This is a genomic window from Streptomyces sp. NPDC102490, from assembly GCF_044765285.1.
GTDB lineage: Bacteria > Actinomycetota > Actinomycetes > Streptomycetales > Streptomycetaceae > Streptomyces.
The window spans coordinates 101,250-124,569 of the sequence record NZ_JBIWJU010000015.1 but is presented as its reverse complement, the minus strand read 5'-3'; the positions used below and the strand labels follow the sequence as shown (position 1 = coordinate 124,569).

27 protein-coding genes are annotated in these 23,320 nt (G+C 73.8%); 13 read left to right on the top strand and 14 right to left on the bottom strand.

The features are described from left to right. Window positions 1-136 precede the first annotated feature (136 nt). Window positions 137-694: a hypothetical protein gene (locus ACIRGB_RS31110; protein WP_403872013.1), complete on the top strand. Its 558-nt coding sequence runs from the start codon at window positions 137-139 to the stop codon at window positions 692-694. A 27-nt stretch (window positions 695-721) separates the two neighbouring features. Here ACIRGB_RS31110 and ACIRGB_RS31105 read toward each other — a convergent pair whose 3' ends face one another. From ACIRGB_RS31105 to ACIRGB_RS31090, 4 genes are all read right to left on the bottom strand, one after another. Then, a complete protein-coding gene (locus ACIRGB_RS31105) occupies window positions 722-1,273 on the bottom strand; it encodes a PadR family transcriptional regulator (protein WP_403872011.1) in 552 nt (183 codons plus the stop codon). A 46-nt stretch (window positions 1,274-1,319) separates the two neighbouring features. Then, window positions 1,320-3,335 (bottom strand): FAD-dependent oxidoreductase, encoded by a 2,016-nt coding sequence (locus tag ACIRGB_RS31100; protein ID WP_403872009.1) that lies wholly within the window; start codon window positions 3,333-3,335, stop codon window positions 1,320-1,322. 111 nt (window positions 3,336-3,446) lie between these two features. After that, window positions 3,447-3,818, bottom strand: coding sequence for a hypothetical protein (locus tag ACIRGB_RS31095; RefSeq protein WP_403872008.1), 372 nt, complete (start codon window positions 3,816-3,818; stop codon window positions 3,447-3,449). A gap of 91 nt (window positions 3,819-3,909) precedes the next feature. Further along, on the bottom strand, window positions 3,910-4,806 hold the full coding sequence (locus ACIRGB_RS31090) for a hypothetical protein (protein ID WP_403872006.1): 897 nt from the start codon (window positions 4,804-4,806) through the stop codon (window positions 3,910-3,912). A gap of 256 nt (window positions 4,807-5,062) precedes the next feature. On the opposite strand from ACIRGB_RS31090, the gene ACIRGB_RS31085 reads away from it, so the two are divergent. Continuing rightward, on the top strand, window positions 5,063-7,174 hold the full coding sequence (locus ACIRGB_RS31085) for a SpoIIE family protein phosphatase (protein ID WP_403872004.1): 2,112 nt from the start codon (window positions 5,063-5,065) through the stop codon (window positions 7,172-7,174). Here the strand turns inward: ACIRGB_RS31085 and ACIRGB_RS31080 are convergent. Further along, a complete protein-coding gene (locus tag ACIRGB_RS31080) occupies window positions 7,164-8,006 on the bottom strand; it encodes a putative protein N(5)-glutamine methyltransferase (protein ID WP_403872002.1) in 843 nt (280 codons plus the stop codon). The two genes, ACIRGB_RS31085 and ACIRGB_RS31080, sit on opposite strands and share 11 nt — an antisense overlap. Window positions 8,007-8,357: 351 nt before the next feature. Between ACIRGB_RS31080 and ACIRGB_RS31075 the strand changes: the two genes are divergently transcribed. The 6 genes from ACIRGB_RS31075 (at window position 8,358) to ACIRGB_RS31050 (ending at window position 12,939) form a co-directional block, all read left to right on the top strand. After that, the gene (locus ACIRGB_RS31075) at window positions 8,358-8,765 is read left to right on the top strand and encodes a MarR family winged helix-turn-helix transcriptional regulator (RefSeq protein WP_403872247.1); all 408 of its coding nucleotides are present in this window, start codon (window positions 8,358-8,360) and stop codon (window positions 8,763-8,765) included. Window positions 8,766-8,855: 90 nt separating this feature from the next. Next, window positions 8,856-9,461, top strand: coding sequence for a sulfite oxidase-like oxidoreductase (locus ACIRGB_RS31070; protein WP_403872000.1), 606 nt, complete (start codon window positions 8,856-8,858; stop codon window positions 9,459-9,461). Next, on the top strand, window positions 9,454-10,230 hold the full coding sequence (locus ACIRGB_RS31065; RefSeq protein ID WP_403871999.1) for a ferredoxin reductase: 777 nt from the start codon (window positions 9,454-9,456) through the stop codon (window positions 10,228-10,230). Before ACIRGB_RS31070 ends, ACIRGB_RS31065 begins: the two co-directional genes overlap by 8 nt. Window positions 10,231-10,380: 150 nt before the next feature. Beyond that, entirely contained in the window at window positions 10,381-10,965 is a 585-nt protein-coding gene (locus tag ACIRGB_RS31060) for a hypothetical protein (protein ID WP_403871997.1), read from the top strand. 118 nt (window positions 10,966-11,083) lie between these two features. Beyond that, the gene (locus ACIRGB_RS31055; protein ID WP_403871995.1) at window positions 11,084-12,052 is read left to right on the top strand and encodes an acetylxylan esterase; all 969 of its coding nucleotides are present in this window, start codon (window positions 11,084-11,086) and stop codon (window positions 12,050-12,052) included. A gap of 125 nt (window positions 12,053-12,177) precedes the next feature. Next, on the top strand, window positions 12,178-12,939 hold the full coding sequence (locus ACIRGB_RS31050) for a GntR family transcriptional regulator (RefSeq protein ID WP_403871993.1): 762 nt from the start codon (window positions 12,178-12,180) through the stop codon (window positions 12,937-12,939). 9 nt (window positions 12,940-12,948) lie between these two features. Here the strand turns inward: ACIRGB_RS31050 and ACIRGB_RS31045 are convergent, their stop codons facing one another. Together ACIRGB_RS31045 and ACIRGB_RS31040 are read right to left on the bottom strand one after the other, a co-directional pair. Then, the gene (locus tag ACIRGB_RS31045) at window positions 12,949-13,674 is read right to left on the bottom strand and encodes a class I SAM-dependent methyltransferase (protein ID WP_403871991.1); all 726 of its coding nucleotides are present in this window, start codon (window positions 13,672-13,674) and stop codon (window positions 12,949-12,951) included. Between the two features lie 4 nt (window positions 13,675-13,678). Further along, a complete protein-coding gene (locus ACIRGB_RS31040) occupies window positions 13,679-14,266 on the bottom strand; it encodes a PadR family transcriptional regulator (protein WP_403871989.1) in 588 nt (195 codons plus the stop codon). 80 nt (window positions 14,267-14,346) lie between these two features. Between ACIRGB_RS31040 and ACIRGB_RS31035 the strand changes: the two genes are divergently transcribed. The 3 genes from ACIRGB_RS31035 to ACIRGB_RS31025 all read left to right on the top strand — a co-directional run bounded on the left by ACIRGB_RS31035 (window position 14,347) and on the right by ACIRGB_RS31025 (window position 17,576). Next, window positions 14,347-14,757 (top strand): nuclear transport factor 2 family protein, encoded by a 411-nt coding sequence (locus tag ACIRGB_RS31035; RefSeq protein ID WP_403871987.1) that lies wholly within the window; start codon window positions 14,347-14,349, stop codon window positions 14,755-14,757. Between the two features lie 364 nt (window positions 14,758-15,121). After that, window positions 15,122-16,261, top strand: coding sequence for a transcription termination factor Rho (gene rho / locus ACIRGB_RS31030; protein ID WP_403871985.1), 1,140 nt, complete (start codon window positions 15,122-15,124; stop codon window positions 16,259-16,261). A gap of 139 nt (window positions 16,262-16,400) precedes the next feature. Next, a complete protein-coding gene (locus ACIRGB_RS31025) occupies window positions 16,401-17,576 on the top strand; it encodes a D-alanyl-D-alanine carboxypeptidase family protein (RefSeq protein WP_403871983.1) in 1,176 nt (391 codons plus the stop codon). 12 nt (window positions 17,577-17,588) lie between these two features. Here ACIRGB_RS31025 and ACIRGB_RS31020 read toward each other — a convergent pair whose 3' ends face one another. Next, window positions 17,589-18,521: a glutaminase gene (locus ACIRGB_RS31020; RefSeq protein ID WP_403871981.1), complete on the bottom strand. Its 933-nt coding sequence runs from the start codon at window positions 18,519-18,521 to the stop codon at window positions 17,589-17,591. Window positions 18,522-18,656: 135 nt separating this feature from the next. Here ACIRGB_RS31020 and ACIRGB_RS31015 point away from each other — a divergent pair, with 135 nt between their 5' ends. Then, entirely contained in the window at window positions 18,657-19,715 is a 1,059-nt protein-coding gene (locus ACIRGB_RS31015) for a fatty acid desaturase family protein (protein WP_403871980.1), read from the top strand. An 18-nt stretch (window positions 19,716-19,733) separates the two neighbouring features. Here the strand turns inward: ACIRGB_RS31015 and ACIRGB_RS31010 are convergent, their stop codons facing one another. The 5 genes from ACIRGB_RS31010 to ACIRGB_RS30990 all read right to left on the bottom strand — a co-directional run bounded on the left by ACIRGB_RS31010 (window position 19,734) and on the right by ACIRGB_RS30990 (window position 22,312). Then, the gene (locus ACIRGB_RS31010; protein ID WP_403871978.1) at window positions 19,734-20,570 is read right to left on the bottom strand and encodes an undecaprenyl-diphosphate phosphatase; all 837 of its coding nucleotides are present in this window, start codon (window positions 20,568-20,570) and stop codon (window positions 19,734-19,736) included. Between the two features lie 39 nt (window positions 20,571-20,609). Then, on the bottom strand, window positions 20,610-20,984 hold the full coding sequence (gene crcB / locus ACIRGB_RS31005) for a fluoride efflux transporter CrcB (RefSeq protein WP_403871976.1): 375 nt from the start codon (window positions 20,982-20,984) through the stop codon (window positions 20,610-20,612). Continuing rightward, window positions 20,981-21,325 (bottom strand): DUF190 domain-containing protein, encoded by a 345-nt coding sequence (locus tag ACIRGB_RS31000; RefSeq protein ID WP_403871974.1) that lies wholly within the window; start codon window positions 21,323-21,325, stop codon window positions 20,981-20,983. Before ACIRGB_RS31000 ends, crcB (ACIRGB_RS31005) begins: the two co-directional genes overlap by 4 nt. After that, a complete protein-coding gene (gene crcB / locus ACIRGB_RS30995) occupies window positions 21,322-21,786 on the bottom strand; it encodes a fluoride efflux transporter CrcB (RefSeq protein ID WP_403871972.1) in 465 nt (154 codons plus the stop codon). Before crcB (ACIRGB_RS30995) ends, ACIRGB_RS31000 begins: the two co-directional genes overlap by 4 nt. Window positions 21,787-22,024: 238 nt before the next feature. Next, window positions 22,025-22,312: an ArsR family transcriptional regulator gene (locus tag ACIRGB_RS30990; protein WP_403871970.1), complete on the bottom strand. Its 288-nt coding sequence runs from the start codon at window positions 22,310-22,312 to the stop codon at window positions 22,025-22,027. 129 nt (window positions 22,313-22,441) lie between these two features. On the opposite strand from ACIRGB_RS30990, the gene ACIRGB_RS30985 reads away from it, so the two are divergent. Further along, on the top strand, window positions 22,442-22,849 hold the full coding sequence (locus tag ACIRGB_RS30985; protein WP_403871968.1) for a MarR family winged helix-turn-helix transcriptional regulator: 408 nt from the start codon (window positions 22,442-22,444) through the stop codon (window positions 22,847-22,849). A gap of 34 nt (window positions 22,850-22,883) precedes the next feature. Here the strand turns inward: ACIRGB_RS30985 and ACIRGB_RS30980 are convergent, their stop codons facing one another. Further along, on the bottom strand, window positions 22,884-23,294 hold the full coding sequence (locus ACIRGB_RS30980) for an SseB family protein (RefSeq protein ID WP_076973082.1): 411 nt from the start codon (window positions 23,292-23,294) through the stop codon (window positions 22,884-22,886). Window positions 23,295-23,320 lie beyond the last annotated feature (26 nt).

Below are 23,320 nucleotides of genomic sequence, written 5' to 3'. Positions count from 1 at the left end.
GGCGTGTCACCTGGCCGGTCGCGCTCCGCATGCGGGGCCGGCCCGTGCCCTGTTGGCTGCCAGAGGGGGCACGGGCGTTCCCGATCCCGGCGGCGCAAGGATGTACCGCCGACCGTGCCGCCGGAGGGCAGTCCACATGCGCATCTCATCGCCACTTCTCCGCTCCGGTGCCACCGTGGCGGCCGCCGCCGTGCTGCCCGTCGTCCTGGCCGCCGGACCGGCCGCGGCGGGACCGGGGATCTCCGTGAGCACCACCGGGACCACGGTGTCGGTCACGACCACGGCCTGCGCCCAGCTCAACGGCAGTTGGGGCACCGCCTCGCTGCTCACCAGCAGCCAGCGGGACTTCGCCCAGGGGCGTCAGGTGGCGCTGTCCGGCAGCGGTTCGGGCCAGTCCGCGGCCTGGTCGGGCATCTCGCCGGGCACGTACACGGTGATCGTCATGTGCTCGAACAACAGCACCGCGGGCACCCAGACGGTCATCGTCTCCTCGGCCCCCTCCCCCAGGCCCTCGCCGAGCCGCTCCGCGACCCCCGCCCCGTCCGTGTCGCCGGGCGGCGTCATGGGCGGTCTGGGCGGGGCCGTCCAGGACTACGGCACGGCCACCCTGGTGGCGGGCGGCGCGCTGGTGGGGGCCGGCGTCATCGCCGCGGCCTGGTTCCTGCGCCGCCGCTCGAAGCCGTACCGGTTCTGAGCGGGGCCCACGGGATGGCCGGGGCGGTCAGGCCCGTTCGTCGCCGGGCAGGTCGGCGAACTGGGCCAGGGCGTGTCTGAGCCACTGGGTCCAGAACGTCTCCAGGTCGATGCCGGCCCGCAGCACCAGGTGCCGCAGCCGGTCCTCGGTGCTGTCCCGGCCGGGCGGGAAGTCGCGTCGCTCGATGTCCTCGTACTCGGCCAACTGCCGTTCGTGCAGCTCCAGATGGCGCCGCAGGTCCGCCTCGACACCGTCGGTGCCGACCACGGCGGCGGCGCGCAGCCGCAGCAGCATCGCGTCCCGCAGGGGCTTGGGGTCCTGCGGGGTCGCGGTCCAGCGGGACAGTTCGGCGCGGCCCGCGGGCAGGACCTCGTAGGACTTCTTCTGCCCGCGGGCCGGCTGCTGTCCGGGCAGTGCGCGGATCAGGCCCTGCGCCTCCAGTTTTCCCAGCTCGCGATAGATCTGCTGGTGCGTCGCCGACCAGAAGTAGCCGATCGACCGGTCGAACCGGCGGGTCAGCTCCAGGCCCGACGACGGCTTTTCGACCAGGGCGGTGAGGATCGCGTGCGGGAGTGACATGGGCTCATCCTAGGGACGGCCCGCGCGCCTTCCGGCCCACGCGGCCCTACAGCGCCGCCGCCAGCTCGGTGCCCTGCTTGACGGCGCGCTTGGCGTCCAGTTCGGCGGCCACGTCGGCGCCGCCGATGAGGTGCGCGCTGTGTCCGGCGGCGACCAGGTCGTCGTACAGGCCCCGGCTCGGCTCCTGGCCGGTGCACAGGACGACCGTGTCGACCTCCAGGACGGTGGACTCGTCGCCGACGGTGATGTGCAGCCCGGCGTCGTCGATCCGGTCGTAGCGGACGCCCGGCACCATGGTGACGCCGCGGTGCTTGAGCTCGGTGCGGTGGATCCAGCCGGTGGTCTTGCCCAGCCCCGCGCCGACCTTGGACGTCTTGCGCTGGAGCAGGTGGACGGTGCGCGGCGGCGCGGGGCGCTCGGGTGCGGCGAGGCCGCCGGAGGCGCGGTAGGCGGTGTCGACGCCCCAGAGGCGGAAGTACGTCTCCGGGTCCTCGTGCGCCTTGTCGCCGCCGTCGGTGAGGTACTCGGCGACGTCGAAGCCGATGCCGCCCGCGCCGAGGATCGCGACGCGCTCGCCGACGGGGGCGGCGTCGCGCAGGACGTCGAGGTAGCCGACGACGCAGGGGTGGTCGACGCCGGGGATGTCGGGCGTGCGGGGGGTGACGCCGGTGGCGACGACGACCTCGTCGTGGCCGGTGAGGTCGGCGGCGCCGACGCGGGTGTTCAGGCGTACGTCGACGCCGTGTGCCGCGAGCTGGGTGCGGAAGTAGCGCAGCGTCTCGTCGAACTCCTGCTTGCCGGGGACCTTGCGGGCGACGTTCAGCTGCCCGCCGATCTCGCTCGCGGCATCGAACAGGGTGACCTCGTGGCCGCGTTCGGCGGCGCTCACCGCGCAGGCGAGGCCGGCCGGTCCGGCGCCGACGACGGCGACGCGCTTGCGCCGCCGGGTCGGGGAAAGGACCAGCTCGGTCTCGTGGCAGGCGCGCGGGTTGACCAGGCAGGAGGTGATCCGGCCGCTGAACGTGTGGTCCAGGCAGGCCTGGTTGCAGCCGATGCAGGTGTTGATGGCCTCGGGGCGGCCGGCCGCGGCCTTGGCGACGAAGTCGGGGTCGGCGAGCATCGGGCGGGCCATCGAGATCATGTCGGCCGTTCCCTCGGCGAGCAGCGTCTCGGCCACCTCGGGGGTGTTGATGCGGTTGGTGGTGACGAGCGGGACCGACACCTGGCCCATCAGCTTCTTGGTGACCCAGGTGTAGGCGCCGCGGGGCACGGAGGTGGCGATGGTGGGGATGCGGGCCTCGTGCCAGCCGATGCCGGTGTTGATGATCGTCGCGCCGGCGGTCTCGACGGCCTTGGCGAGGGTGATCACCTCGTCGAGGGTGGAGCCGCCGGGCACCAGGTCGAGCATGGACAGGCGGTAGATCACGATGAAGTCCTCGCCGACCGCCTCGCGCACCCGGCGGACGATCTCGACGGGAAAGCGCGTGCGGTTCTCGTACGACCCGCCCCAGCGGTCGGTGCGGTGGTTGGTCCGCGCGGCGATGAACTCGTTGATCAGGTAGCCCTCGGACCCCATGATCTCGACGCCGTCGTACCCGGCCTCGCGGGCCAGCCGGGCGGTGCGGACGTAGTCGTCGACGGTGCGCTCGACCTCGGCGTCGGTCAGCTCGCGCGGCACGTGCGGGCTGATCGGGGCCTGGAGCGGGCTCGGGGCGACCAGATCGGCGTGGTAGGCGTAGCGGCCGAAGTGCAGGATCTGGAGGGCGATGCGGCCGCCCTCACGGTGCACGGCGTCGGTGACCACCCGGTGCTGCTCCGCTTCCGCCTGCGTGGTGAGCTTGGCGCCGCCCTCGTAGGGGCGACCCTCGTCGTTGGGGGCGATGCCGCCGGTGACGATCAGGCCCACGCCGCCGCGGGCCCGGGCGGCGTAGAAGGCGGCCATGCGCTCGAACCCGCGCTCGGCCTCCTCCAGGCCGACGTGCATGGAGCCCATCAGGACCCGGTTGGGGAGCGTGGTGAAGCCCAGGTCGAGCGGGCTCAGCAGGTGCGGGTAACGGCTCATCGGGCCCTCCGTGCGCGGTGACGTGCCTCTGTTGTAGAGGACGGCCACCCCATTGTGCAACTAGTTGCACAATGGGGTGGCGCACACCTCACCGCACCCGGCGGGACCGGCTCAGCGGCTTTCGAGCCGTACGTGCAGTTCCCGCTCCTGGTCCCCGGAGGTCTGGCTCAGGTCGTGCACGGTGAACAGGGAGTCCAGGGTGGCGCGGAGCCTCTCGACCGCCCAGTAGCCGCCCTGCGCGTCGGCCTCCACGGACGCCCCCAGCCGGGCGGGGGCACACTCGCCCCCCTGCTCGTCGGCCACGTCGAAGGTGCCGAGCCACACGGTCGGGCGCACCTCGTCGTACTCCCGGGTCACGTCGCCCGCGTGCCGGTCCGAGGAGAAGCACGCGCACAGGGTGTCGAACACGGTCCGGGCGTCCTCCTTGCTGCATCCGCTCAGCTCCACCGAGACGGACTCGGGATGCAGTCGCTCACCGTCCATCGTGATCGCTCCCTCTCGTGGTCATGGCCGATTCCGCTCTCGCCGTACCACCAGAAAAGCACCACCGGCGGCCCGGCGCGAAGGGGCCGGGTCAGCCCCGGGTGAACCGGTACGTCTTGCTGTCGGTGAGCACGCAGAAGCCGGGCGACACGACGATCACCCGCAGGGTGCCGGTCCGCCGGTCGTAGTCGACGCCCTCCGCCTCGAAGCCCCCGGAGCAGGCGCTGCGCAGGGGCAGCTGCCGCAGCGCGGTGACGTGTCCGGTGACGTCGGCGGTGCCGTTCGGCGCCGCCGACAGGTCGATCCTCAGCAGCGGCTTGGTGAGGCCGAAGAGCGTGCCCGCCGGGTCGTCGGAGGAGCACAGCAGCGTGGTGGCGTCCAGGAAGTCGCAGCCCTGGACGTCGCGCACGGCGTGGTCCAGGTGGACGGTGGCCGCCTGCGGGAGGTTCGCCGAGGGCGAGGTGGCGGGGTTGACGCCCGGGTTCGGGAAGACCAGCAGCCGGTTCATGGTGCCCCATTCCCCCGCCAGCATCCACTGCCCGTCGGGCGAGACGGCGGACCACGAGTTGTTCAGCGCCTCGCCGGGGCTCAGCGTGTGCACGTACTCCGACCAGGTCCCGTCCGGTGCCTGCACGCGGAACATCTTCGTGTTCCCGTCGTCGCGCTGGTACGGCTCGACGTAGTGGCCGTCGTAGGAGGCGTCCGGGTCGCCGACGTGGTTCCAGCCGCGGGCGGCGAGGCCGAGCGGAACGGTGCCGATCCCGGTGTAGCGGTTGGGGCTGCCCGCCGGGACCTCCACCGAGGCCAGGCCCTGGCTCTCGGTCAGCGGGTCGGCCCGGTCGGAGCCCACCTCGGTCCAGGTGTCGGCGGCCCGGGCGCCCTCGGCGGGGGCGTCCGCCCGGGCCGGGCCCGCGAGGACGGCGGAGAGGGCGAGGACGGCGAGACCGGTCAGGGCGGCGTGACAACGTTGCCGGGCACGCAGGGGCATCGGGGGCTCCTCGGTGGGGGTGGCCGGGCGGCACGGGCGGGCTGGAGACACTCGGCGCACAGTCTGGACCGTCCACAGGGTCATGTACAGACCAACTCCGGACGCGCTTCGTGCGGCGGTCCCCGGCCTGCGGGGAGATGCTGGGAGGGGACGGCGCAGCCCTGACGGACCGGCCCGGTGCGCGGTGGAACGCGGTAGAACAAGGGGGTCGGCATCGCAGGGCGTGCCGCGTCGAACGGCGAAGGCGGGGCGTGGGATGAGTGCAGCGGGGTCTGCCGGGTTCGAGGGCGAGCCGTCACCGCGCGGCCCGGTGCGGCCCAGCGGGCTGCTCGACCTGCTGAACGTGGCGTCGATCGTGCTGGACGCCGAGGGCCGGATCGTCCTGTGGAGCCCGCAGGCCGAGGAGCTGTTCGGCTGGTCCGCGCCGGAGGCGCTGGGGCGGTACGCGGCCCGCATCATGGTCCACGAGCGCCATTTCGACCTGGTCGTGAAGCTGTTCGAGGAGGTCATGAAGACCGGCCGGAGCTGGGCCGGCGCCTTCCCCGTCCGGCACAAGGACGGCGGCACCCGGCTGGTGGAGTTCCGCAACATGCGCCTGCTCGACGACCGCGGGGACGTCTACGCCCTCGGGCTCGCGGCCGACCAGTCGACGGTCCGCCGGGTGGAGCGGGACGTCGCCCTGTCCACGAGGGTGATCATGCAGTCCCCGATCGGTCTGGCCGTCCTGGACCCCGAGTTGCGGTACGTCTCGGTCAACCCGGCCCTGGAACGGCTGGACGGCATCCCCGCCGGGGACCACCTCGGCCGGACGGTCCGCGAACTGCTGCCGCAGGTGGACGCCGGCCCGCTGGAGGCGGCGGCACGGGAGGTGCTGGAGACCGGGCGGCCGGTCGTCGACCGGCCCGCGACCGGGCGGACCCCCTCCGACCCGGACCAGGATCACACCTGGTCGGTCTCGCTGTACCGGCTGGAGGACGCCCTGGGCGCCGTACTGGGCGTGGCCGTCTCGGTCGTGGACGTCACCGAGCAGTACCGGACGGCGGCCGAGGCCGAGAGAGCGCGGCGCCGGCTGGCCGCCGTCGCGGACGCCTCCGCCCGGATCGGCACCACGCTGCAACTGGACCGCACCGCGTACGAGCTGGCCGACGTGGCCGTGCCCGGTCTCGCGGACATCGCCGCCGTGGACCTGCTGGACGCCCTGGTCGCGGGCCGGCGCAGCACGCTGGGGCCGGCCGAACCCGCGGTGATCAGGGCGCTGGCCGTGCGCGCCGCCGACGACGCCGGGGACGCGCTGCGGGCGGCCGACCCGCCTGGCCGGGTCGCCCGGTACGGACCGGACCGCCTGGTCACCGAGTGCGTGCGCACCGGCCGGCCGGTGATGGTGGCGCGGGTGACGCGGGAGGACCTGGCACGCGTCGCCCGCTCGCCGGAGGCGGCCGAGCTGCTGCGCCGGGCGGGCGTCCACTCGTACCTGGCCGTGCCGCTGATCGCGCGGGGCGAGGTGCTCGGTGCCCTGGACCTGAAGCGGATCGCGAACCCCCTGCCGTTCGACGAGGACGACCTGCTGCTGGCCCGGGAGCTGGCCGCGCGGGCGGCGTTGCAGATCGACAACGCCCGCTGGTACCAGAACGCCCGCGACACCGCCCTCACCCTCCAGCGCAGCCTGCTGCCCAGCCATCCGCCGGTGACCGGCGGGCTCGAGGTCGCCTCCCGCTATCAGCCGGCCGGGGGCACCAGCGAGGTCGGCGGCGACTGGTTCGACGTGATCGAGCTGGCCGGCGGCAGGACCGCGCTGGTGGTGGGCGACGTGATGGGCAGCGGCATCGCGGCGGCGGCCTCCATGGGGCGGCTGCGCACCGCGACGAACACCCTGGCCGCCCTCGAACTGGACCCCGCGCAGCTGCTCGGGCACCTGGAGCGGACCACGGCGGGCCTCGACCAGGCCATCGCCACCTGCCTGTACGCCGTCCACGACCCGCACCTGCGGCGGTGCCTGATCGCCAACGCCGGGCATCTGCCCCCGGTCCGCCTGCGGGCCGGCCGGCCGCCCGAGCTGCTCGACCTGCCCACCGGGGTGCCGCTCGGGGTGGGCGGCGTCGCCTTCTCCACCACCGAGGTCGGCCTGGAGCCGGGCGACCGGCTGGTCTTCTACACGGACGGCCTGGTCGAGACGCGCGGCCATCCGCTGGACGAGCGGCTGGACGCGCTGCTCGCCCTGCTGGACGGCCCGGACCGCCCTCTGGAGGAGGTCTGCGACCTGCTGCTGCGCACCCTGCACGAGCCGGAGAACTCCGACGACGTGGCCCTGCTGATCGCCCGGGCCACGCCGCCGGAGCAGCGGTACGGGGCGCGGACGGTCAGCCCCTGACGCCGATCACCACGTGGGCGTACAGCTCCTCGCAGACCGCGAGGCGGGTCGTCAGACCGGCCCGGGTGAAGGCGGCGACGGCGTCGGGCGCCTGGCGTTCGCTCGTCTCGGCCAGCAGGCAGCCGCCCGGGGCGAGCCAGCCGGGCGCCTCGGCCGCGACCCTGCGCAGCACGTCGAGGCCGTCGGTGCCGCCGTCCAGGGCGACCAGCGGTTCGTGGTCGCGGGCCTCGGCGGGGAGCAGCGCGACCTCCTCGGTGGGGACGTACGGCACGTTGGCCGCGAGGATGTCCACCCGGCCGCGCAGCGCGTCGGGCAGCGCGTCGAACAGGTCACCGGCGTACACCCGGCCGCCCGCGTCCGCGAGGTTGCCGCGGGCGCAGTGCACGGCGGCCGGGTCGACGTCGGCGGCGTGCACCTCGGGCCGGTCGAGCGCGGCGGCCAGGGCCGCGCCGACGGCGCCCGACCCGCAGCACAGGTCGACCACGACGTCCGCGTGCGGCGCGTGGGCCAGGGCCTCGGACACCAGGAACTCGGTGCGTCGGCGGGGCACGAAGACACCGGGCGCGACCGCGATGCGCAGGCCGCGGAACTCGGCCCAGCCGAGGACGAGTTCGAGGGGCAGGCCGGTGACCCGGCGGTCGACCAGCGCGGTGAGTTCCGCGGCGGTGCGGGCGGCGGTCAGGAGGAGCGCGGCCTCGTCCTCGGCGAAGACGCAGCCGGCGGCACGCAGCGCGGCCACGACGGCGTCACGCGACGGGAGAGCAGCCGAGAAGGGGGCGCGGAGGTCCGGGGAGGACGCGGGGAGGGGCGGGACGGGGAAGGTGGGAGGCATGGAAGCCGAGAGCCTTTCGGGAACCGAAGGGCGCTCTCCCGGTCACTCGTTTCCGGTGACCGCACTGCCGTGAGATGAGAGCACCCGGGCCGACACAGCGGTAATCGGTCTCACCTCCCAGTCGTCCGGCGGCCGGGGCGATCCGCGGCCGCCGGTCACCCTACCCCAAGGAGCAGACGCCGACGGCCTCCCCCCCGAGTGGTTGACGCGCACTACCTCCCAGGCAAAGTTGTACTGTGCAACCAGCAAGGCCGAGGAGGAACCGTGACGGCTGCCGAGACACCGGACGAGACGAGCGTCGCTCCCGGCGGGCGCCCCGCGGACGCCGCCGTGGAGACCATCCAGCGCGAGATGACGGTCTTCGCCCGCCGGGCCCGCGCCTCCGCGGGACGCATGCACCCGGAGCTGTCGCTGGTGTCGTACACGCTGCTCGGTCACCTGGAGGAGCGGGACGGCCGCCGGGCCACAGACCTGGCCGCCCACTACGCCCTGGACAAGTCCACCGTCAGCCGCCAGGTGTCCGCGCTGGAGCGCGCCGGGCTGATCGAGCGGCGCGTCGACCCGGACGACCACCGCGTCCAGGTCCTGCACCTGACGGAGTCCGGACGGCACGCCCTGGACCGGGTCACCGAGCGCCGCAGGACCGCCTTCCGGGAGCGGCTCGCCGACTGGCCCGAGCAGGACCTGCTCCGCTTCGCCGCGTATCTGGAGCGGTACAACGCGTGGCCGGGCGCGGCCCCGGACGGGGACCGGGACTGAGCGGCGCCGGGGACACGTACCGTGGACGGGTACGCACTGATCACGCCGGCCGCGGGCAGCCCGCCCCGGCGGCCCGAAAGGCTCCACCGCATGCACACCACCCGAGGCTTCACCGGGCGTCCGCGCGCCGCCCGGCCGGGACTGCCGCCCGGCCAGTACGACGCGGGCGACGACTGGCCCGTGCTGTCCGCCGAGGTCACGCCCGAGATCGCGCCGGCCGACTGGACCTTCCGCGTGGGCGGTCTGGTGGCCGAGCCCCGCACCTGGGACCTGGCACAGGCCCGCCGGCTGCCGGCGTCCGGGTACGCGGGCGACATCCACTGCGTCACCGGCTGGTCGAAGTTCGGGGTGCGGTTCGGGGGCGTGTCCCTGGACGCCTTCCTGGACGCGGCGGGTCCCCTGCCGTCGGCGACGCACGCGGTCGCCCACGCGCACACCGGCTACACGGCGAACCTGCCGCTCGCCGACCTCACCGGCGGCCGGGCCTGGATCGTGTGGGAGTACGACGGAGAGCCGCTCGCCCCCGAGCACGGCGGCCCGGCCCGGCTGGTGGTGCCGCACCTGTACTTCTGGAAGAGCGTGAAGTGGATCGCGGGGCTCGAACTCCTCGACCACGACGAGCCGGGTTTCTGGGAGGAGAACGGCTACCACGCGCGGGGCAATCCCTGGGAGGAGCAGCGGTACTCCGGTGACTGAGACAGCGACGCACACGGCAGGGGCCTTCACTCCCCCGGCGCGGTTCGCCGTGCCCGGGCGCATCGAGGTGAACGGCCGGGTGGCCGGGACGTGGCAGACGGCCACACTCACCGAGATCCGCCGCGAGACGCCCCGCGCGTCGACCTTCCGCCTCGCCGTGCCCGGCTGGGCGGGCCACCTGCCCGGCCAGCACCTGATGCTGCGGCTCACCGCCGAGGACGGCTACCGGGCCCAGCGGCACTACTCGCTGGCGTCCGCCCCGGACGAGTCCGGGCACATCGAGCTGACGCTCGACCGGGTGCCGGACGGGGAGGTGTCCGGCTGGTTCCACACGGTGGCGAGGCCCGGCGACCGGATCGAGGTGCGCGGCCCGCTCAGCGGCTTCTTCGCCTGGCCGGGCGACCGGCCCGCCCTGCTGCTCGGCGCCGGTTCCGGCGTCGTACCGCTGATGTCGATGGTGCGGTACCACCGGGCACGCGGCCTGACGGTGCCGCTGCGCCTCCTCGTGTCGGCGCGCGGCCCCGAGGAGCTGATCTACGCCCGTGAGTTCGGCGCGGAGACGACGCCCGTGTTCACCCGCACCGCGCCGGCCGGGACGCCCGTGGGCCGGCTGACCTCCGCGCACCTGGCGCCGCTCCTGTCCGAGCCGCCCGCCGGCGGCTGGGAGGCCTATGTGTGCGGGTCCAACGCGTTCGCGGAGCACGCCGCACGGCTGCTGGTGGCGGGCGGACAGCCGGTGGACAGAATTCGGATCGAACGCTTCGGCTGATCCCGCCCGGTTCGTGAGCGAGGCCCGCAGGACTGGGTACCAGACCAGTGCGGGCACTCGCACAGGTGGCGCGACACGAAGGCGCGGCGGCCCCCGCACGCGACGGCCGCCGCCCGCCCCTCCGGTCGCGGTGATCGCGGGGAGGTCGACATGCGAACCCGGGTACGCGGCTGGCGCTGGCGGCGCAATCCGCTGCGGCGCCGGTCGGACGTCGTCGAGGCGTGGACCACGGTGGTCGTCGCCCTCCTGCTGTTCGTGGCCGCGCCGCTGCTCGGTGCCGCCACCGCGTGGTGGGGCTACGGACAGGCCCGGGCGATCGTCGCCGAGCAGCGGGCCGAGCGGCACCACGTGCGGGCCACGGTGGAGGACCGGAACCCCGGCGCCCTGTCGACGGGACAGCTCGGCGGGCAGTACACCTACCGGGCGACCGTCCACTGGAAGGCGGCGGACGGGGCGGAGAAGAGCACCACGGCCCGGGTGCCGGCCGGCACCCGGCACGGTGACACCGTCGACGTGTGGCTGGACTCCCACGGGCAGAGCGTGCCCCCGCCGTCGGACGGTGCCGAGATCTGGCAGCACAGCGCCACCATCGGCTCGTTCACCACCATCGGGACGGCGCTCACGGTGCTGCTCGCGCACCGCGCCGTACGCGCGGTGGCGCTGCGCCGCCGCATGGCGGAGTGGGACCGCGACTGGGCCCTCACCGAGCCGCAGTGGACCCACCGCCGGGCCTGACCGCACCTCCGCCCGCGCGGTTCCCGGGCACGTCCGGACCTGGCGTTTCCCCGAACCGCTCACGTACCGTGTGATCATCCGTACGGTCTGACGCGCTTCCCCGCAAAGGCGGTTCCCGATGGCCCTGTTCGACCTTCCGCTCGACGAACTCCACGCCTACCGCAGCGCGTCGGCCGAGCCCGAGGACTTCGACGCGTTCTGGACGAAGACGCTCGCCGAGGCCCGTGAGCACGACCTGGACGCCCGCTTCGAGCCGGTCGACACGGGACTGTCCACGGTGCGGGTGTACGACGTGACGTTCGCCGGGTTCGGCGGCCACCCGGTGAAGGCCTGGCTGACCGTGCCGGCCGCGGCCTCCGAGCCGTTGCCGCTGGTCGTGGAGTTCCTCGGGTACGGCGGCGGGCGCGGGCTGCCGCACGAGCACCTGCTGTGGGCGTCCACCGGCCGGGCGCACTTCGTGATGGACACCCGCGGCCAGGGCAGCGCCTGGGGCGGCGGTGGTGGGACCCCCGACCCCGTCGGCGGCACGCCCGCGTACCCGGGCTTCATGACCCGCGGCCTGGACGCTCCGGAGAACTACTACTACCGCCGGGTCTTCACCGACGCCGTGCGCGCCGTCGAGGCGGCCCGCTCCCATCCGCTGACCGACCCGTCCCGCACGGTCGCGCTGGGCGCGAGCCAGGGCGGCGGCATATCGATCGCGGTGGGCGGACTCGTGCCGGACCTGGTCGCCGTCGCGCCGGACGTGCCGTTCCTGTGCGACTTCCCGCGCGCGACCACGCTCACCGACCGGCACCCCTACCGCGAGGTCGGCCTGTACCTGAAGACGCACCGCGGCCGGACCGGGGACGCGCTGCGGACACTGTCCTATTTCGACGGGGTGCACTTCGCGGCGCGGGGCCGGGCTCCGGCGCTGTTCTCGGCCGCCCTGGAGGACCAGACCTGCCCGCCGTCGACCGTTTTCGCCGCGTTCAACGCCTGGACGCACGAGGACAAGACGATCGAGGTGTACGACTTCAACGATCACGAGGGCGGCGGGCCGTACCAGGAGGCGGCCAGGCTGCGCTGGCTGAGCCGCTACGCCTGAGGGTCGGTGGGTGGTGTTTCGGCCGAACCGGCGGACCGCTCTTCCCTGCTGGTTTAGACCAATGGTAATCCTGGTGGCGCACCGAGCCCGCGCGGCTACCGTACGTCATCAACAGGAGGCGCGGCATGGCCCGCACCACCCCGCACGAACCGTCCCCCGCCGACCCGCCGACCGCCGACGCCCGGCCGCCCCTGTACCGGCGGGTGGCGGACCAACTGCTGGGCGAGTTGCGCGACGGCACCGTCCCACCGGGTGAACGGCTGCCCGGCGAGCGACGGCTGGCGGAGCACTTCGGAGTCAGCCGGGAGACCGTACGGCAGGCGCTGGACGTGCTGCGCAGGGACGGTCTGCTCACCACCGACCGGCGGGGCAGCCACGTCGCCCTGCCGGGGCCGCCCGCCGGGAGTCCGGCGCCCCTGGTCTTCCCGGTCGGCGCCCGGGCGGCGGAGCCGCGCACCGGGGACCGTGCCACGGTCGTCTGGGGGACGCCGCCGCCGGAACACGCCGCGGCGCTGGGGCTGGTGCCGGGCCGGCCGACCCTGATGCACCACTACACGTCGGCGGCGGCAGGAGGCAGCGGCAGGCGGACGGCCGTGACATCGTTTTCCGCGGTGGCGCTGGCCGAGGTCGAAGAACTGGCCCGCTACCGCGACCGGGCCGACGGGGTCGCCTGCGCGCAGCTGCGGCGGGCCTACGACTGGATGCGCCGGGCCGGTCTGACGCTGCATCACCGGGACACCATCACGCTCAAGCCCGACACCGCGTCGGTCCGGGTCGTGCGGCGGGTGCACGACCAGTACGCGCGACCGCTGGAGATCACCGACCTCCTGGTGGACACCCACCAGGACGCCCTGGTCTACGAGTTCACCCTGCCGGCGGCCGGCTGACCCGGCGCGCTACGGGAGCCGCCGGGCCACGACCAGCCGGACCCGCGGGCTGCCGTCGGGGCGGCGTCCGAACTCCGGCAGGGCGTGCAGGTCCGTCCGGAAGCCGGCCCGCGACAGCTCGCGGCCCACGTCCCCGAGCCGGAACGTCCGGTAGTACATGACGAACGGCGGCCGCCACAGCGCGTTGCGCACCCGCATCGCGGCGTCGAAGCCGAGCAGCGTCCAGTACCCCGGTGAGCCGGGGCGGGGCGGGGCGACGACGGGGAAGGCGAAGCAGCCGTCCGGCCGCAGCACGGAGCGCACCTGGCGGAACAGGCCCGGCAGTTCGCGGGGCAGGAAGTGCCCGAACGCCCCGAAGCTCACGACGAGGTCGAAGGCGGGGCCGAACGGCAGGGCGCGGGCGTCCGCGCGCACCCAGGAGACCGCCGGGCCCGGCGGCAGGGTGCGCCCGCGCGCGACGTCGAGCATCCCCGCGCTGAAGTCCACCCCGGTCACGCGCTGTCGGCACACCCGGGCCAGCACGTCCAGGCCCGCGCCGGTGCCGCAGCACAGGTCGAGTCCGGCGGCGAAGGGTCCCAGCGGCTCCAGCGCGCGGGCCACGGCGTGCAGCACCCGGTCGGGCGTCCGGTACGGGGTGTGGTCGAACTTCGGGGCGAGCAGGTCGTAGCCGCGCTCGACCGACGACAGTGCCTGGACGGCGAGTTCGCGCAGGGTGGGGCCCTCGGGGCTGAACATCCGGTCAGCCCACGTGCTGTCCGGCGGGCCCCGCGGGAGCGCGGCGCCCGTCGAGCACGGTGAGCGCGTACGCGCACCAGCGGGCGTTCTCCCGCTCGAACGCGATCCCGGCGGCCAGGGTGAGGTAGGGCCCGACGCGGTCGGCCTCCCGGAGGTGCTCCTCCTCGGTGCGGCCGTCCAGGAGGCGTTCCCGCACCCGCTCGTAGCGGGCGAGCTTGCCCAGCGCCCAGGCCCTGCGCTCCTCGACCAGCGCGCGGACCGCCGCCGGGTCGACGCCGTCCATGGCCTGCATCTTGATCAGGAACTCGTCGCGGATGGCGGTGGGCCGCCGGGTCGGCTCGGCCGCGAAGACGCCCAGCTGCTCCCGGCCCGCTTCGGTGAGCGAGAACAGCCGCTTGGTGGGCCTGCGTTCCTGCGGCACGGTCCGGGCCTCGATGAGTCCGTCGCCCGCGAGGCGCTCCAGTTCCCGGTAGAGCTGCTGCGGCGTGGCGGGCCAGAAGTTGGCGAGCGACACGTCGAACACCTTGGACAGCTCGTAGCCCGAGGCCTCGCCCTCCAGCAGGGCGGCCAGGACGGCGTACTTGAGAGACATGTCGACACGCTAGCAAGCGCGGGCCACGACGACTACTCTACTCCACACCTATTCAAATAGTTCAGTATGAAGGAGTGGCGATGCGGGCATTCCGCGCGGCGGTCGAGGCACACGACATCGACGCCGTCGAAGCACTGCTGGCCGACGACGTGGTGTTCTCCAGCCCCGTCGTGTTCAAGCCCTACCGCGGCAAGGCGATCACGGCGGCGATCCTGCGCGCGGTCGCGCGCGTCTTCGAGGACTTTCGCTACGAACGCGTCATCGGTGAGGCGGACGGCCGCGACCACGCGCTGCTCTTCGCGGCGCGGGTGGGCGACCGGGAGATCAGCGGCTGCGACTTCCTGCACCTCGACGCGTCCGGCCGCATCGACGAACTGACGGTGATGGTGCGTCCGCTCTCGGGCGCGCAGGCCCTTCAGACGGCCATGGCCGCGCAGTTCGAGCGGATCGCGCAGGAGGCTCAGGAGGCTCAGGCGAGTCCGGCCGGCTGAGCCGGGCGCGGCACATCGCGGAAGACGGAACAGCGGCCGAACCGGCCGCGTTGAGGGGGGTGGGACCTCACCCGTCCCGCCCCCACCCCACGACGCACCGTCCCGTGGTACGGTGCAGTCAGCACTTGTGTACGCCCCGTCGATCGGGGCGCCGGTGCCAGTTTCCCTTCGGTTCGCGGATCCGCCCGTCCTGGTGCGACCGGCGCGTCCGCTTCTCAGCACAACCTCGTGAGCAGGGGCTTCACCCCCACCGTGGCCGAGGTGCTGTTCCCGCCGTCCGGAGGCGTGTCATCCGACCCCTCGCGCGGCTTCCCCCCTTCCTTCCGCATGTCCCATGCCCGTGTCCTCGAAAGGACCGACCACCATGACCACCACACTCGAACACCCCCCTGTCCAGCAGTCCCCGACCGAGATCGCGAGCGGTGTCCTCGACATCGAAGCGGGCGGGAAGGGGCGCCTACGGGGAAAGAGCCTGCATCCCGAGCCCTCCGACCTCACCCTCCCGCCCGCGCTGATCCGCCGGCACGGGCTGCGCAAGGGCGACCTCGTCGAAGGGGTGTGCGGCGACCGGCGCACCCTGACCGACGTCGTCCGCGTCAACGGCCGTACGCCCGACCGGCGGGGCGCGCGGCGGCACTTCGCCGACCTGACCCCGCTGCACCCGCACGAGCGGCTGCGGCTCGAACACCCGGCGGCCGGCCTCGCCGGACGCGTCACCGATCTGATCGCCCCGGTCGGCAAGGGCCAGCGCGGCCTGATCGTGGCTCCGCCGAAGACCGGCAAGACCGTCCTCCTCCAGCAGATCGCCGCCGCGGTCGCGGGCAACCATCCCGAGGCCCGGCTGATGGTGGTGCTGCTCGACGAACGCCCCGAGGAGGTCACCGACATGCGGCGCTCGGTGCGCGGCGAGGTGTACTCCTCGACCTTCGACCAGGGCGCCAAGCAGCACATCGCGCTCGCCGATCTGGTGATCGAGCGGGCCAAGCGGCTCGTCGAGGCCGGGGAGGACGTCGTCATCCTCCTCGACTCCCTCACCCGGCTGTGCAGGGCGCACAACAACGCCGCCTCCTCCGGTGGCCGCACGCTCAGCGGCGGCGTCGACGCTGGGGCGCTGCTCGGCCCCAAGCGCTTCTTCGGCGCGGCCCGCAAGGCGGAGGAGGGCGGCTCGCTCACCATCCTCGCCACCGCCCTGGTGGAGACCGGCTCGCGTGCCGACGACTTCTACTTCGAGGAGCTCAAGGGCACCGGCAACATGGAGCTGCGGCTGAGCCGGGAGCCGGCCTCCCGCCGGGTCTTCCCGGCCGTCGAACTGGTCGGCTCGGGCACCCGGCGCGAGGAGCTGCTGCTCTCCACCGGCGAGGCGACCGCCGTGCGCGGGCTGCGGCGTGCCCTGGGCACCCGGGACGGGCAGTCCGGCCTGGAGACCCTGCTGGAGCGGCTGCGCCGGACGCCGGACAACGCCACGTTCCTGCGGCAGGTGCAGCCGACGCTGCCCGCCGACTGACGCCCTGCGCCCACTGCCACGGCGCGGTCGGCACCGACGGGCACCGCGCGCCGGGCCCGGCTACGGCATCCGGGTGTTTGCGGAGCGGACCCGGCCCGGTCAGCGTGGCGGTGCGGGGGGCCGTTCCTACGTTTGCGGTATGACTATCGGATTCTCATCCCGGGCGGCTCGATCCAGCTGCATGCTCTGCGTGGCAGGGCTGCTGACGCTCGTGCCGGCCGCCGCGGCCGCCCCTGCGGAGCGGCCGGACCCGGGCCCGCCCGGCGGCGTCGCGGCGGCCAGTGCGTCGCTGCTGTACCGCTCCGGCACGCAGGTCCGGCCGCACCCCGGAGCGCCCCGGGTTCCCGATGTCTCCGCCCTGTCCTGGGTCGTGGCCGACGCCGGTACGGGCGAGGTGCTGGCGGCGGACGACGCGCACCGCAGGCTGCCGCCGGCCAGCACCCTCAAGACGCTGTTCGCCCTCACGGTGCTGCCCGCCCTGCCGGGCGGCATCCGGCACCGGGTCAGCACCGAGGACCTGTCCGGCATCGGTCCGGGCAGCAGCCTGGTCGGGGTCGTCGAGGGCCAGACGTACCGCGTCTCCGACCTGTGGAACGGCGTCTTCCTCAACTCCGGGAACGACGCCGTGCACGTCCTCGCCTCCCTCACCGGCGGCTGGAGCGCCACCGCCGCCCGGATGCAGGCCGAGGCCCGCGCGCTGGGCGCCCTCGACACCCACGTCCGCTCGCCCGACGGGTACGACGCCCCGGGCCAGGTCTCGTCGGCGTACGATCTGGCCGTCTTCGGCCGGGAGGGGCTGCGGCGTCCCGACTTCGCGCGGTACTGCGCCCAGGTCGACGCGCTGTTCCCCGGCCGCGACGGCGGCTCGTACGGGATCATGAACACCAACCGGCTGCTCACCGGGGCCGACGGCGTGGAGCCGTACCCGGGGCTGATCGGCGTCAAGAACGGCTACACCAGCAACGCCGGCAACACCCTCATCGCCGCCGCCCGCCGCGACGGACGCACCCTGGTCGTCACGGTGATGAACCCTCAGGAGGGCGGCGGCCACGCGGTGTACGAGGAGGCCCGCGCGCTGCTCGACTGGGGGTTCGAGGCGGCCGGCGAGGTCGACCCGGTGGGCTCGCTGGCCCACGAGGGCGTCCGGCCCCGGCCGGGACAGCAGGCCGTCCCCGTGGCGGCGACCGCGGCGAAGCCGGCCGAGGACGGTCCCGGCTGGCCGGAGACCGGCGCGATCCTGGGCGTCGCGGGGCTCGGTGCGGGTGTCATGGCGCTCGCCCTGCGGCTCAGGCTCGTACGGGACGACGGCAGTTGACGCGCGTCGGGTTCAGAACACCGAGAGTCCCGTGAGCGTCGTGAAGCGGTCCAGGGCCGCCACCCCGGCCACCGAGTTGCCCCGCTCGTCCAGGCCGGGGCTCCACACGCACAGCGTGCAGCGCCCCGGCACGACCGCGATGATGCCGCCGCCGACCCCGCTCTTGCCCGGCAGTCCCACCCGGTGGGCGAAGTCGCCGGCCGCGTCGTAGGTCCCGCAGGTCAGCATCACCGCGTTGACCTGCTTGGCCCGGCTGCGGCTGAGCAGCCGGGAGCCGTCGGCGCGGATGCCGTGCCGGGCCAGGAAACGGGTCGCCAGGGCGAGGTCGGCGCAGGAGGCGGTGACGGAGCACTGCCGGAAGTACTGTTCGAGGAGCACCGGCACGGGGTTGTCGATGTTGCCGTAGGACGCCATGAAGTGCGCCAGCGCGGCGTTCCGGTCGCCGTGCGCGGCCTCGGAGGCGGCGACCTCCTCGTCGTGGGTGAGGTCCGGGTTGCCGCTCTCCGCGCGCAGGAAGGCGAGCAGTTCGCCGGCCGCGTCGCCGGTGCGGGTGTGCAGCCGGTCGGTGACGACGAGGGCGCCCGCGTTGATGAACGGGTTGCGCGGGATGCCGCTCTCGTACTCCAGCTGCACCAGGGAGTTGAACGGGTTGCCGGACGGCTCGCGGCCCACGTGTTCCCACAAGGCGTCGCCCTCCCTGGCCAGGTCGAGGGCGAGGGTGAAGACCTTGGTGAGGGACTGCGCGGAGAACGGCTCCCGCCAGTCCCCCACCCCGTACACCGTGCCGTCCAGCTCGGCGACGGCCATGCCGAAGCGGCGCGGGTCGCGGGCGGCGAGGGCGGGGATGTAGTCGGCGGGCCGGCCGCTGCCCGGGGTCCGCTCGATCTCCTCGGCGATGCGCTCCAGGACCGGCCGGAAGGTCGTCGGTGTGCTCATGATCGCCATTCTCCCTCCGGGCCGGTCCGGGCGGCGGGAGGCCGACGGTGGGTGGACCCCCGTGCCGGGGTGGTGCTGGCCTCACCCCCGTTTCGGGGGCGGACGCCATTCTGCGCAAGGGAAGCCGTTCACATACTCAAGTACATGGTCGAATCAACGGTGCTCGTCGAGAGCCTGCCCACGCCCGCACGGGAAAAGGGACGCGAGAAGGGGAGCGATTTCTCCGAACTCTCCCGGCGCATAGCCGACGCGGATCTGCTCCGGCGCCGCCCGCTGTACTACACGGTCCGTTTCGGTGCCGTCGCCCTCGCGCTCGCCGGCGGTGTCGCCGCGTTCGTCTCCCTGGGGGACAGCTGGAGCCAGCTGTTCGTCGCGGTCGCGCTCGCCGTCGTCTTCGGCCAGCTCGGACTCGCGGCCCACGACCTCGCCCACCGGCAGGTCTTCACGCGTCGGCGCCCCAGCGAGGCGGGCGGCCTGCTGGTGGCCAACCTGCTGCTCGGCATGAGCTACGGCTGGTGGATGAACAAGCACACCCGCCACCACGCGAACCCCAACCACGAGGAGAAGGACCCGGACGTCTCCCCCGACATCCTGGTCTGGTCGCGGGGGCAGGCGAGCCGGGCGACCGGGCTTCCGCGGTTCGTCGGCAGGCACCAGGCCGCCCTGTTCTTCCCGCTGCTGACGCTGGAGGGCCTCAATCTGAGCTTCAACAGCTTCAAGGCGCTGGGCAGCCGGGCGGTGAAGCGGCCGGTCCTGGAGGGCACTCTGCTCGTCGCCCACTTCGCGCTGTACTTCGGCGGCCTGTTCACGGTCCTCTCGCCGGTCAAGGCGCTGGTCTTCCTCGCCGTGCACCAGGGGCTGTTCGGGATCTACCTGGGCTCGGTCTTCGCGCCCAACCACAAGGGCATGCCGATGATCGAGGAGGGCATGCGGCTGGACTTCCTGCGCCGCCAGGTCCTGACCTCCCGCAACGTGCGGGGCGGCGTGCTCGTCGACGCCTTCATGGGCGGCCTGAACTACCAGATCGAGCACCACCTCTTCCCCAGCATGCCGACCCCCGCGCTCGGCCGGGCCCAGGCCATCACCGAGGCGTACTGCGCCGAGCTGGGCGTGCCGTACCACCAGACGGGGCTGCTGGCCTCGCACCGCGAGGCCCTGCGGCACATGAAGGACGTCGGGGAGCCGCTGCGCGCGGCCCGCTGAACGGGCGGCGTCCGGCGGTCAGCTGTGCAGCACGCCCGCGCCGAGCAGCCCGAACAGCAGGACGCCGACCGCGATCCGGTAGCCGACGAAGGCGTTGAAGGAGTGCCCGGCGACGAACTTCAGCAGCCAGGCGATGGAGGCGTAGGCCACCACGAAGGAGACGAGGGTGCCGACCGCCAGGGGCGCGGCACCCGCTCCGGTGCCCAGGGCGTCCTTCAGCTCGTACAGGCCCGCTCCGGTCAGGGCCGGGATGCCGAGGAAGAAGGACAGCCGGGTGGCGGCGACCCGGTCGAGGTCGAGCAGCAGGGCGGTGGACATGGTGGCGCCGGAGCGGGAGAAGCCGGGGAAGAGCAGGGCGAGGATCTGGGAGCCGCCGACCAGCATCGCGTCCTTGAAGGACGTGTCGTCCTCGCCTCGCTTGTGCCGGCCGGTGCGGTCGGCCCACCACATCACGCCGCTGCCGACGATCAGCGAGCCCGCGACCACCCACAGCGAGGCGAGGGGGCCCTTGATCAGGGGCTTGGCGGCCAGGCCGACGAGGACGACGGGGACGGTGGCGAAGATGACCCACCAGGCGAACTTGTAGTCGTGGTGGTACCGCTCCTCGCGGTCGCGCAGCCCGCGCGCCCAGGCGGAGACGATCCGCGCGATGTCCTTGGAGAAGTAGACGAGCACGGCGGCGATCGCGCCGACCTGGATGACCGCGGAGAAGCCGATGACGGCGTCGTCGTCGACCGGGATGCCCATCAGCCCCTCGACGATCTTGAGGTGTCCGGTGGAGGAGACGGGCAGGAATTCGGTCACCCCCTCGACGGCTCCGAGGACGATGGCCTGACCGATGCTGATGGCGCTCATGGCATCCAGTTCCTACTACACCAGGCTGTGTGCCCGGCGTCAGGTCCAGAGCGCGTCGGCCAGAGTCACCCCCGCGAACGCCGCCGCGAGGCCGGCCGCCACGCTCCCCGCCACGTTCACGGCGGCCTGGAGGCGCGCGCCGGTCTCGGTCAGCCGGAGCGTCTCGTAGGAGAAGGTCGAGTAGGTGGTGAGGGCGCCGCACAGCCCGGTCCCCAGCAGCAGCCGCAGCTGCGAGCCGGCCGCTCCGGCCAGGGCGGCGCCGGTCAGCAGGCCGAGGACCAGGCTGCCGATCACGTTCACCGTGAAGGTGCCCCAGGGGAAGACGGAGTCGTGCCGGGACTGCACGGCGCGGTCGGTGAGGTAGCGCAGCGGGGCGCCGACCATGCCGCCCGCGACGACCAGCAGCCAGTTCACGACGGCCTCCTGCCCTCGTACCTGACGACCTCGCACGGGTCGAGGGTGACCAGGCCCTCGGTGACGAGTTCGTCGAGCAGCGGCAGGAAGTCCCGGACCCGCTCCTCGGTGTCGACGATGACGACGGCCACCGGGAGGTCCTCGCTCAGGGACAGCAGCCTGGTGGTGTGGATCAGCGAGGAGGCGCCGAAGCCCTCGACGCCGCGGAAGACGCTGGCGCCCGCGAGGCCGGCCGCGTGGGCGCGGTGGACGATCTCCGAGTACAGGGGGCGGTGGTGCCAGGTGTCGTTCTCGCCGACGTAGACGGTCAGGCGCAGGGCGCTGCCGGTCAGCCTCGTCATGACTGCCTCCACTTCAGGACCCGGCGAGCCGCCCATGCGGCGAGCCACACCGCCGTGAGTGCCGCGAGGGGGGTCGCGGCGAGGTAGGCCAGGCCGGTGGGGACCCGGCCGTCGGCGAACAGGGACCGGGTGTCGACGGCGTAGGTGGAGAACGTGGTGAAGCCGCCGAGCACGCCGGTGCCGAAGAAGGGCCGGACCAGGCGGTGCGCGGTCCACACCTCGGTGATGACCACCATGAACACGCCGATCACGGCGCAGCCCGCGACATTGACCGCGAAGGTCGTCCAGGGGAAGTCCCCGCTCCGCGTCGGCCACCACAGGGAGGCCGCGTAGCGGGCGGCGGCGCCGGTGCCGCCACCGAGGGCCACGGCCGCGACGACCGGTGCCTGGGCGCGCCACCGGGACCGTCCGGGGGCGGCGGCCCGGATGCCGCCGGGACGCCCGGTCTTCGGGACTGTCATGGTCGTACGTCTCCTACTCGCCGGGCAGGGGGACGCCCCCGTGCGCAAGTCAAGTAGGGACCGTTGGCGGCGCCTGAGCCGCGGTTCGGGTACGGCGGGCCCCACCGCCGCGCCGCGCCCCTGCGGGCCGCGGCTGACGCTCAGCGTAACGCCGGGGCCGCGCCCGGGTCACTCCGGGAGGGGTGTCCAGGCCGCTCCGGGAGGAGGGTCCAGGCCGCTCCGGTGGGGGTGCCCGCGTCTACCAGCCCTTCTCGAACATCCGCGCCACCTCGGCGATCCGCACCTCGTCGCGCCGGTAGTACGTGCGGCGGCGGATCCTCCTGGCGCGGAGCAGGCCGAGACCGGCGAGGAGGCCCAGGTGGGTCTCGGCCACCCGGCGGGGCACCCCGAGCTTCGCGGCGACGGGGCCCGCGTGGACACCGTGCTCGGCCGGGTCGACGCGGCGCTGCGACGGGAAGTGGGCGGCCGGGTCCTTCAGCCACTCCAGGATGTCGAGACGGGTGCCGTGCACGGGGGTCCTGAGCATCTCGTCCTCCCTCCGCGCGAGCCCGCCCCTGCCGTGTCCCCCCACCTTCCCGCAGCCGGGGCCCCGTTGTCCGGCAACCGGGCCATTTGCACATTCAACCAATATCGGTTCCGGTGCTACCGTTCACCCATGGGAGCCAGGACGGCCGGTGCGCGGCTCGAGGAACGGTGGCGGGACATCCTGTCGCTGCACGCGCGCACGATGTGCGAGATCGACCGGGCACTGCATCCGCACGGCCTGGGCGCGAGCGACTTCGAGGTGCTCGACCTCCTGGTGACCGAGGGCCCCGGGGCCGGCGACCGGTGCCGGGTGCAGAACCTGGTCGGCCGGGTCCACCTGAGCCAGAGCGCGCTGTCCCGGCTGATCGCCCGGCTGGAGAAGGACGGGCTGGTGCAGCGCTCCATGTGCGCGGAGGACCGGCGCGGGGTGTACGTCGCGCTGACCCCCAGGGGCCGGGACCTGCACGCCGAGATTCTGCCGCTTCAGCGGGCCGCGCTGGCCCGCACGCTCGGCGACGACGAGGGCCCCCGCCCCTGAGGGGAGCGGAGGCCCTCGCCGGCGGCCCGCGTTGCTAGGGACGGGCCAGCAGGGTGCGCACGCCGTCCGACGTGAGGGTGAGACGGTGCTCCGAGCCGGCGTCGATGGACAGCGACAGGTCGTCGGCCGGCCACTGCGCGGCGAGGGCGCCCAGCGGCACCATGCGGTAGCGGGAGACGTACGGCAGCAGGTCCGCCATCTCCAGCTCCGAGGTGAACACGGGCACCACCTGGCGGCCGCCCTGCTGTTCCAGTACCGGCAGCGCCAGCATGCCGGGGTCGGCGGCATCCTGATCGTTCGCGTCGTCGGGCACCGGCACGAGGACGTCGCTGCTCGCGAGCGTGTCGAGCGCCGCGGTGTTGTCAGCGGCCTCGGGGGTCTCGGCGAGTGTGTCCAGTGCCCGCTGGGCGGGCGTCACGGGGTGGTCGTTCGCGGGTGTCTCCATGGCAGATTCCCTGGTAGCGGCGGTGT

Coding starts and splice junctions, on each gene's coding strand:
- ACIRGB_RS31110 (WP_403872013.1), top strand. CDS start 137: ATGCGCATCTCATCGCCACTTCTCCGCTCCGGTGCCACCGTGGCGGCC.
- ACIRGB_RS31105 (WP_403872011.1), bottom strand. CDS start 1,273: ATGTCACTCCCGCACGCGATCCTCACCGCCCTGGTCGAAAAGCCGTCG.
- ACIRGB_RS31100 (WP_403872009.1), bottom strand. CDS start 3,335: ATGAGCCGTTACCCGCACCTGCTGAGCCCGCTCGACCTGGGCTTCACC.
- ACIRGB_RS31095 (WP_403872008.1), bottom strand. CDS start 3,818: ATGGACGGTGAGCGACTGCATCCCGAGTCCGTCTCGGTGGAGCTGAGC.
- ACIRGB_RS31090 (WP_403872006.1), bottom strand. CDS start 4,806: ATGCCCCTGCGTGCCCGGCAACGTTGTCACGCCGCCCTGACCGGTCTC.
- ACIRGB_RS31085 (WP_403872004.1), top strand. CDS start 5,063: ATGAGTGCAGCGGGGTCTGCCGGGTTCGAGGGCGAGCCGTCACCGCGC.
- ACIRGB_RS31080 (WP_403872002.1), bottom strand. CDS start 8,006: ATGCCTCCCACCTTCCCCGTCCCGCCCCTCCCCGCGTCCTCCCCGGAC.
- ACIRGB_RS31075 (WP_403872247.1), top strand. CDS start 8,358: ATGACGGTCTTCGCCCGCCGGGCCCGCGCCTCCGCGGGACGCATGCAC.
- ACIRGB_RS31070 (WP_403872000.1), top strand. CDS start 8,856: ATGCACACCACCCGAGGCTTCACCGGGCGTCCGCGCGCCGCCCGGCCG.
- ACIRGB_RS31060 (WP_403871997.1), top strand. CDS start 10,381: ATGCGAACCCGGGTACGCGGCTGGCGCTGGCGGCGCAATCCGCTGCGG.
- ACIRGB_RS31055 (WP_403871995.1), top strand. CDS start 11,084: ATGGCCCTGTTCGACCTTCCGCTCGACGAACTCCACGCCTACCGCAGC.
- ACIRGB_RS31050 (WP_403871993.1), top strand. CDS start 12,178: ATGGCCCGCACCACCCCGCACGAACCGTCCCCCGCCGACCCGCCGACC.
- ACIRGB_RS31045 (WP_403871991.1), bottom strand. CDS start 13,674: ATGTTCAGCCCCGAGGGCCCCACCCTGCGCGAACTCGCCGTCCAGGCA.
- ACIRGB_RS31040 (WP_403871989.1), bottom strand. CDS start 14,266: ATGTCTCTCAAGTACGCCGTCCTGGCCGCCCTGCTGGAGGGCGAGGCC.
- ACIRGB_RS31035 (WP_403871987.1), top strand. CDS start 14,347: ATGCGGGCATTCCGCGCGGCGGTCGAGGCACACGACATCGACGCCGTC.
- rho (WP_403871985.1), top strand. CDS start 15,122: ATGACCACCACACTCGAACACCCCCCTGTCCAGCAGTCCCCGACCGAG.
- ACIRGB_RS31025 (WP_403871983.1), top strand. CDS start 16,401: ATGACTATCGGATTCTCATCCCGGGCGGCTCGATCCAGCTGCATGCTC.
- ACIRGB_RS31020 (WP_403871981.1), bottom strand. CDS start 18,521: ATGGCGATCATGAGCACACCGACGACCTTCCGGCCGGTCCTGGAGCGC.
- ACIRGB_RS31015 (WP_403871980.1), top strand. CDS start 18,657: ATGGTCGAATCAACGGTGCTCGTCGAGAGCCTGCCCACGCCCGCACGG.
- ACIRGB_RS31010 (WP_403871978.1), bottom strand. CDS start 20,570: ATGAGCGCCATCAGCATCGGTCAGGCCATCGTCCTCGGAGCCGTCGAG.
- ACIRGB_RS31000 (WP_403871974.1), bottom strand. CDS start 21,325: ATGACGAGGCTGACCGGCAGCGCCCTGCGCCTGACCGTCTACGTCGGC.
- crcB (WP_403871972.1), bottom strand. CDS start 21,786: ATGACAGTCCCGAAGACCGGGCGTCCCGGCGGCATCCGGGCCGCCGCC.
- ACIRGB_RS30990 (WP_403871970.1), bottom strand. CDS start 22,312: ATGCTCAGGACCCCCGTGCACGGCACCCGTCTCGACATCCTGGAGTGG.
- ACIRGB_RS30985 (WP_403871968.1), top strand. CDS start 22,442: ATGGGAGCCAGGACGGCCGGTGCGCGGCTCGAGGAACGGTGGCGGGAC.
- ACIRGB_RS30980 (WP_076973082.1), bottom strand. CDS start 23,294: ATGGAGACACCCGCGAACGACCACCCCGTGACGCCCGCCCAGCGGGCA.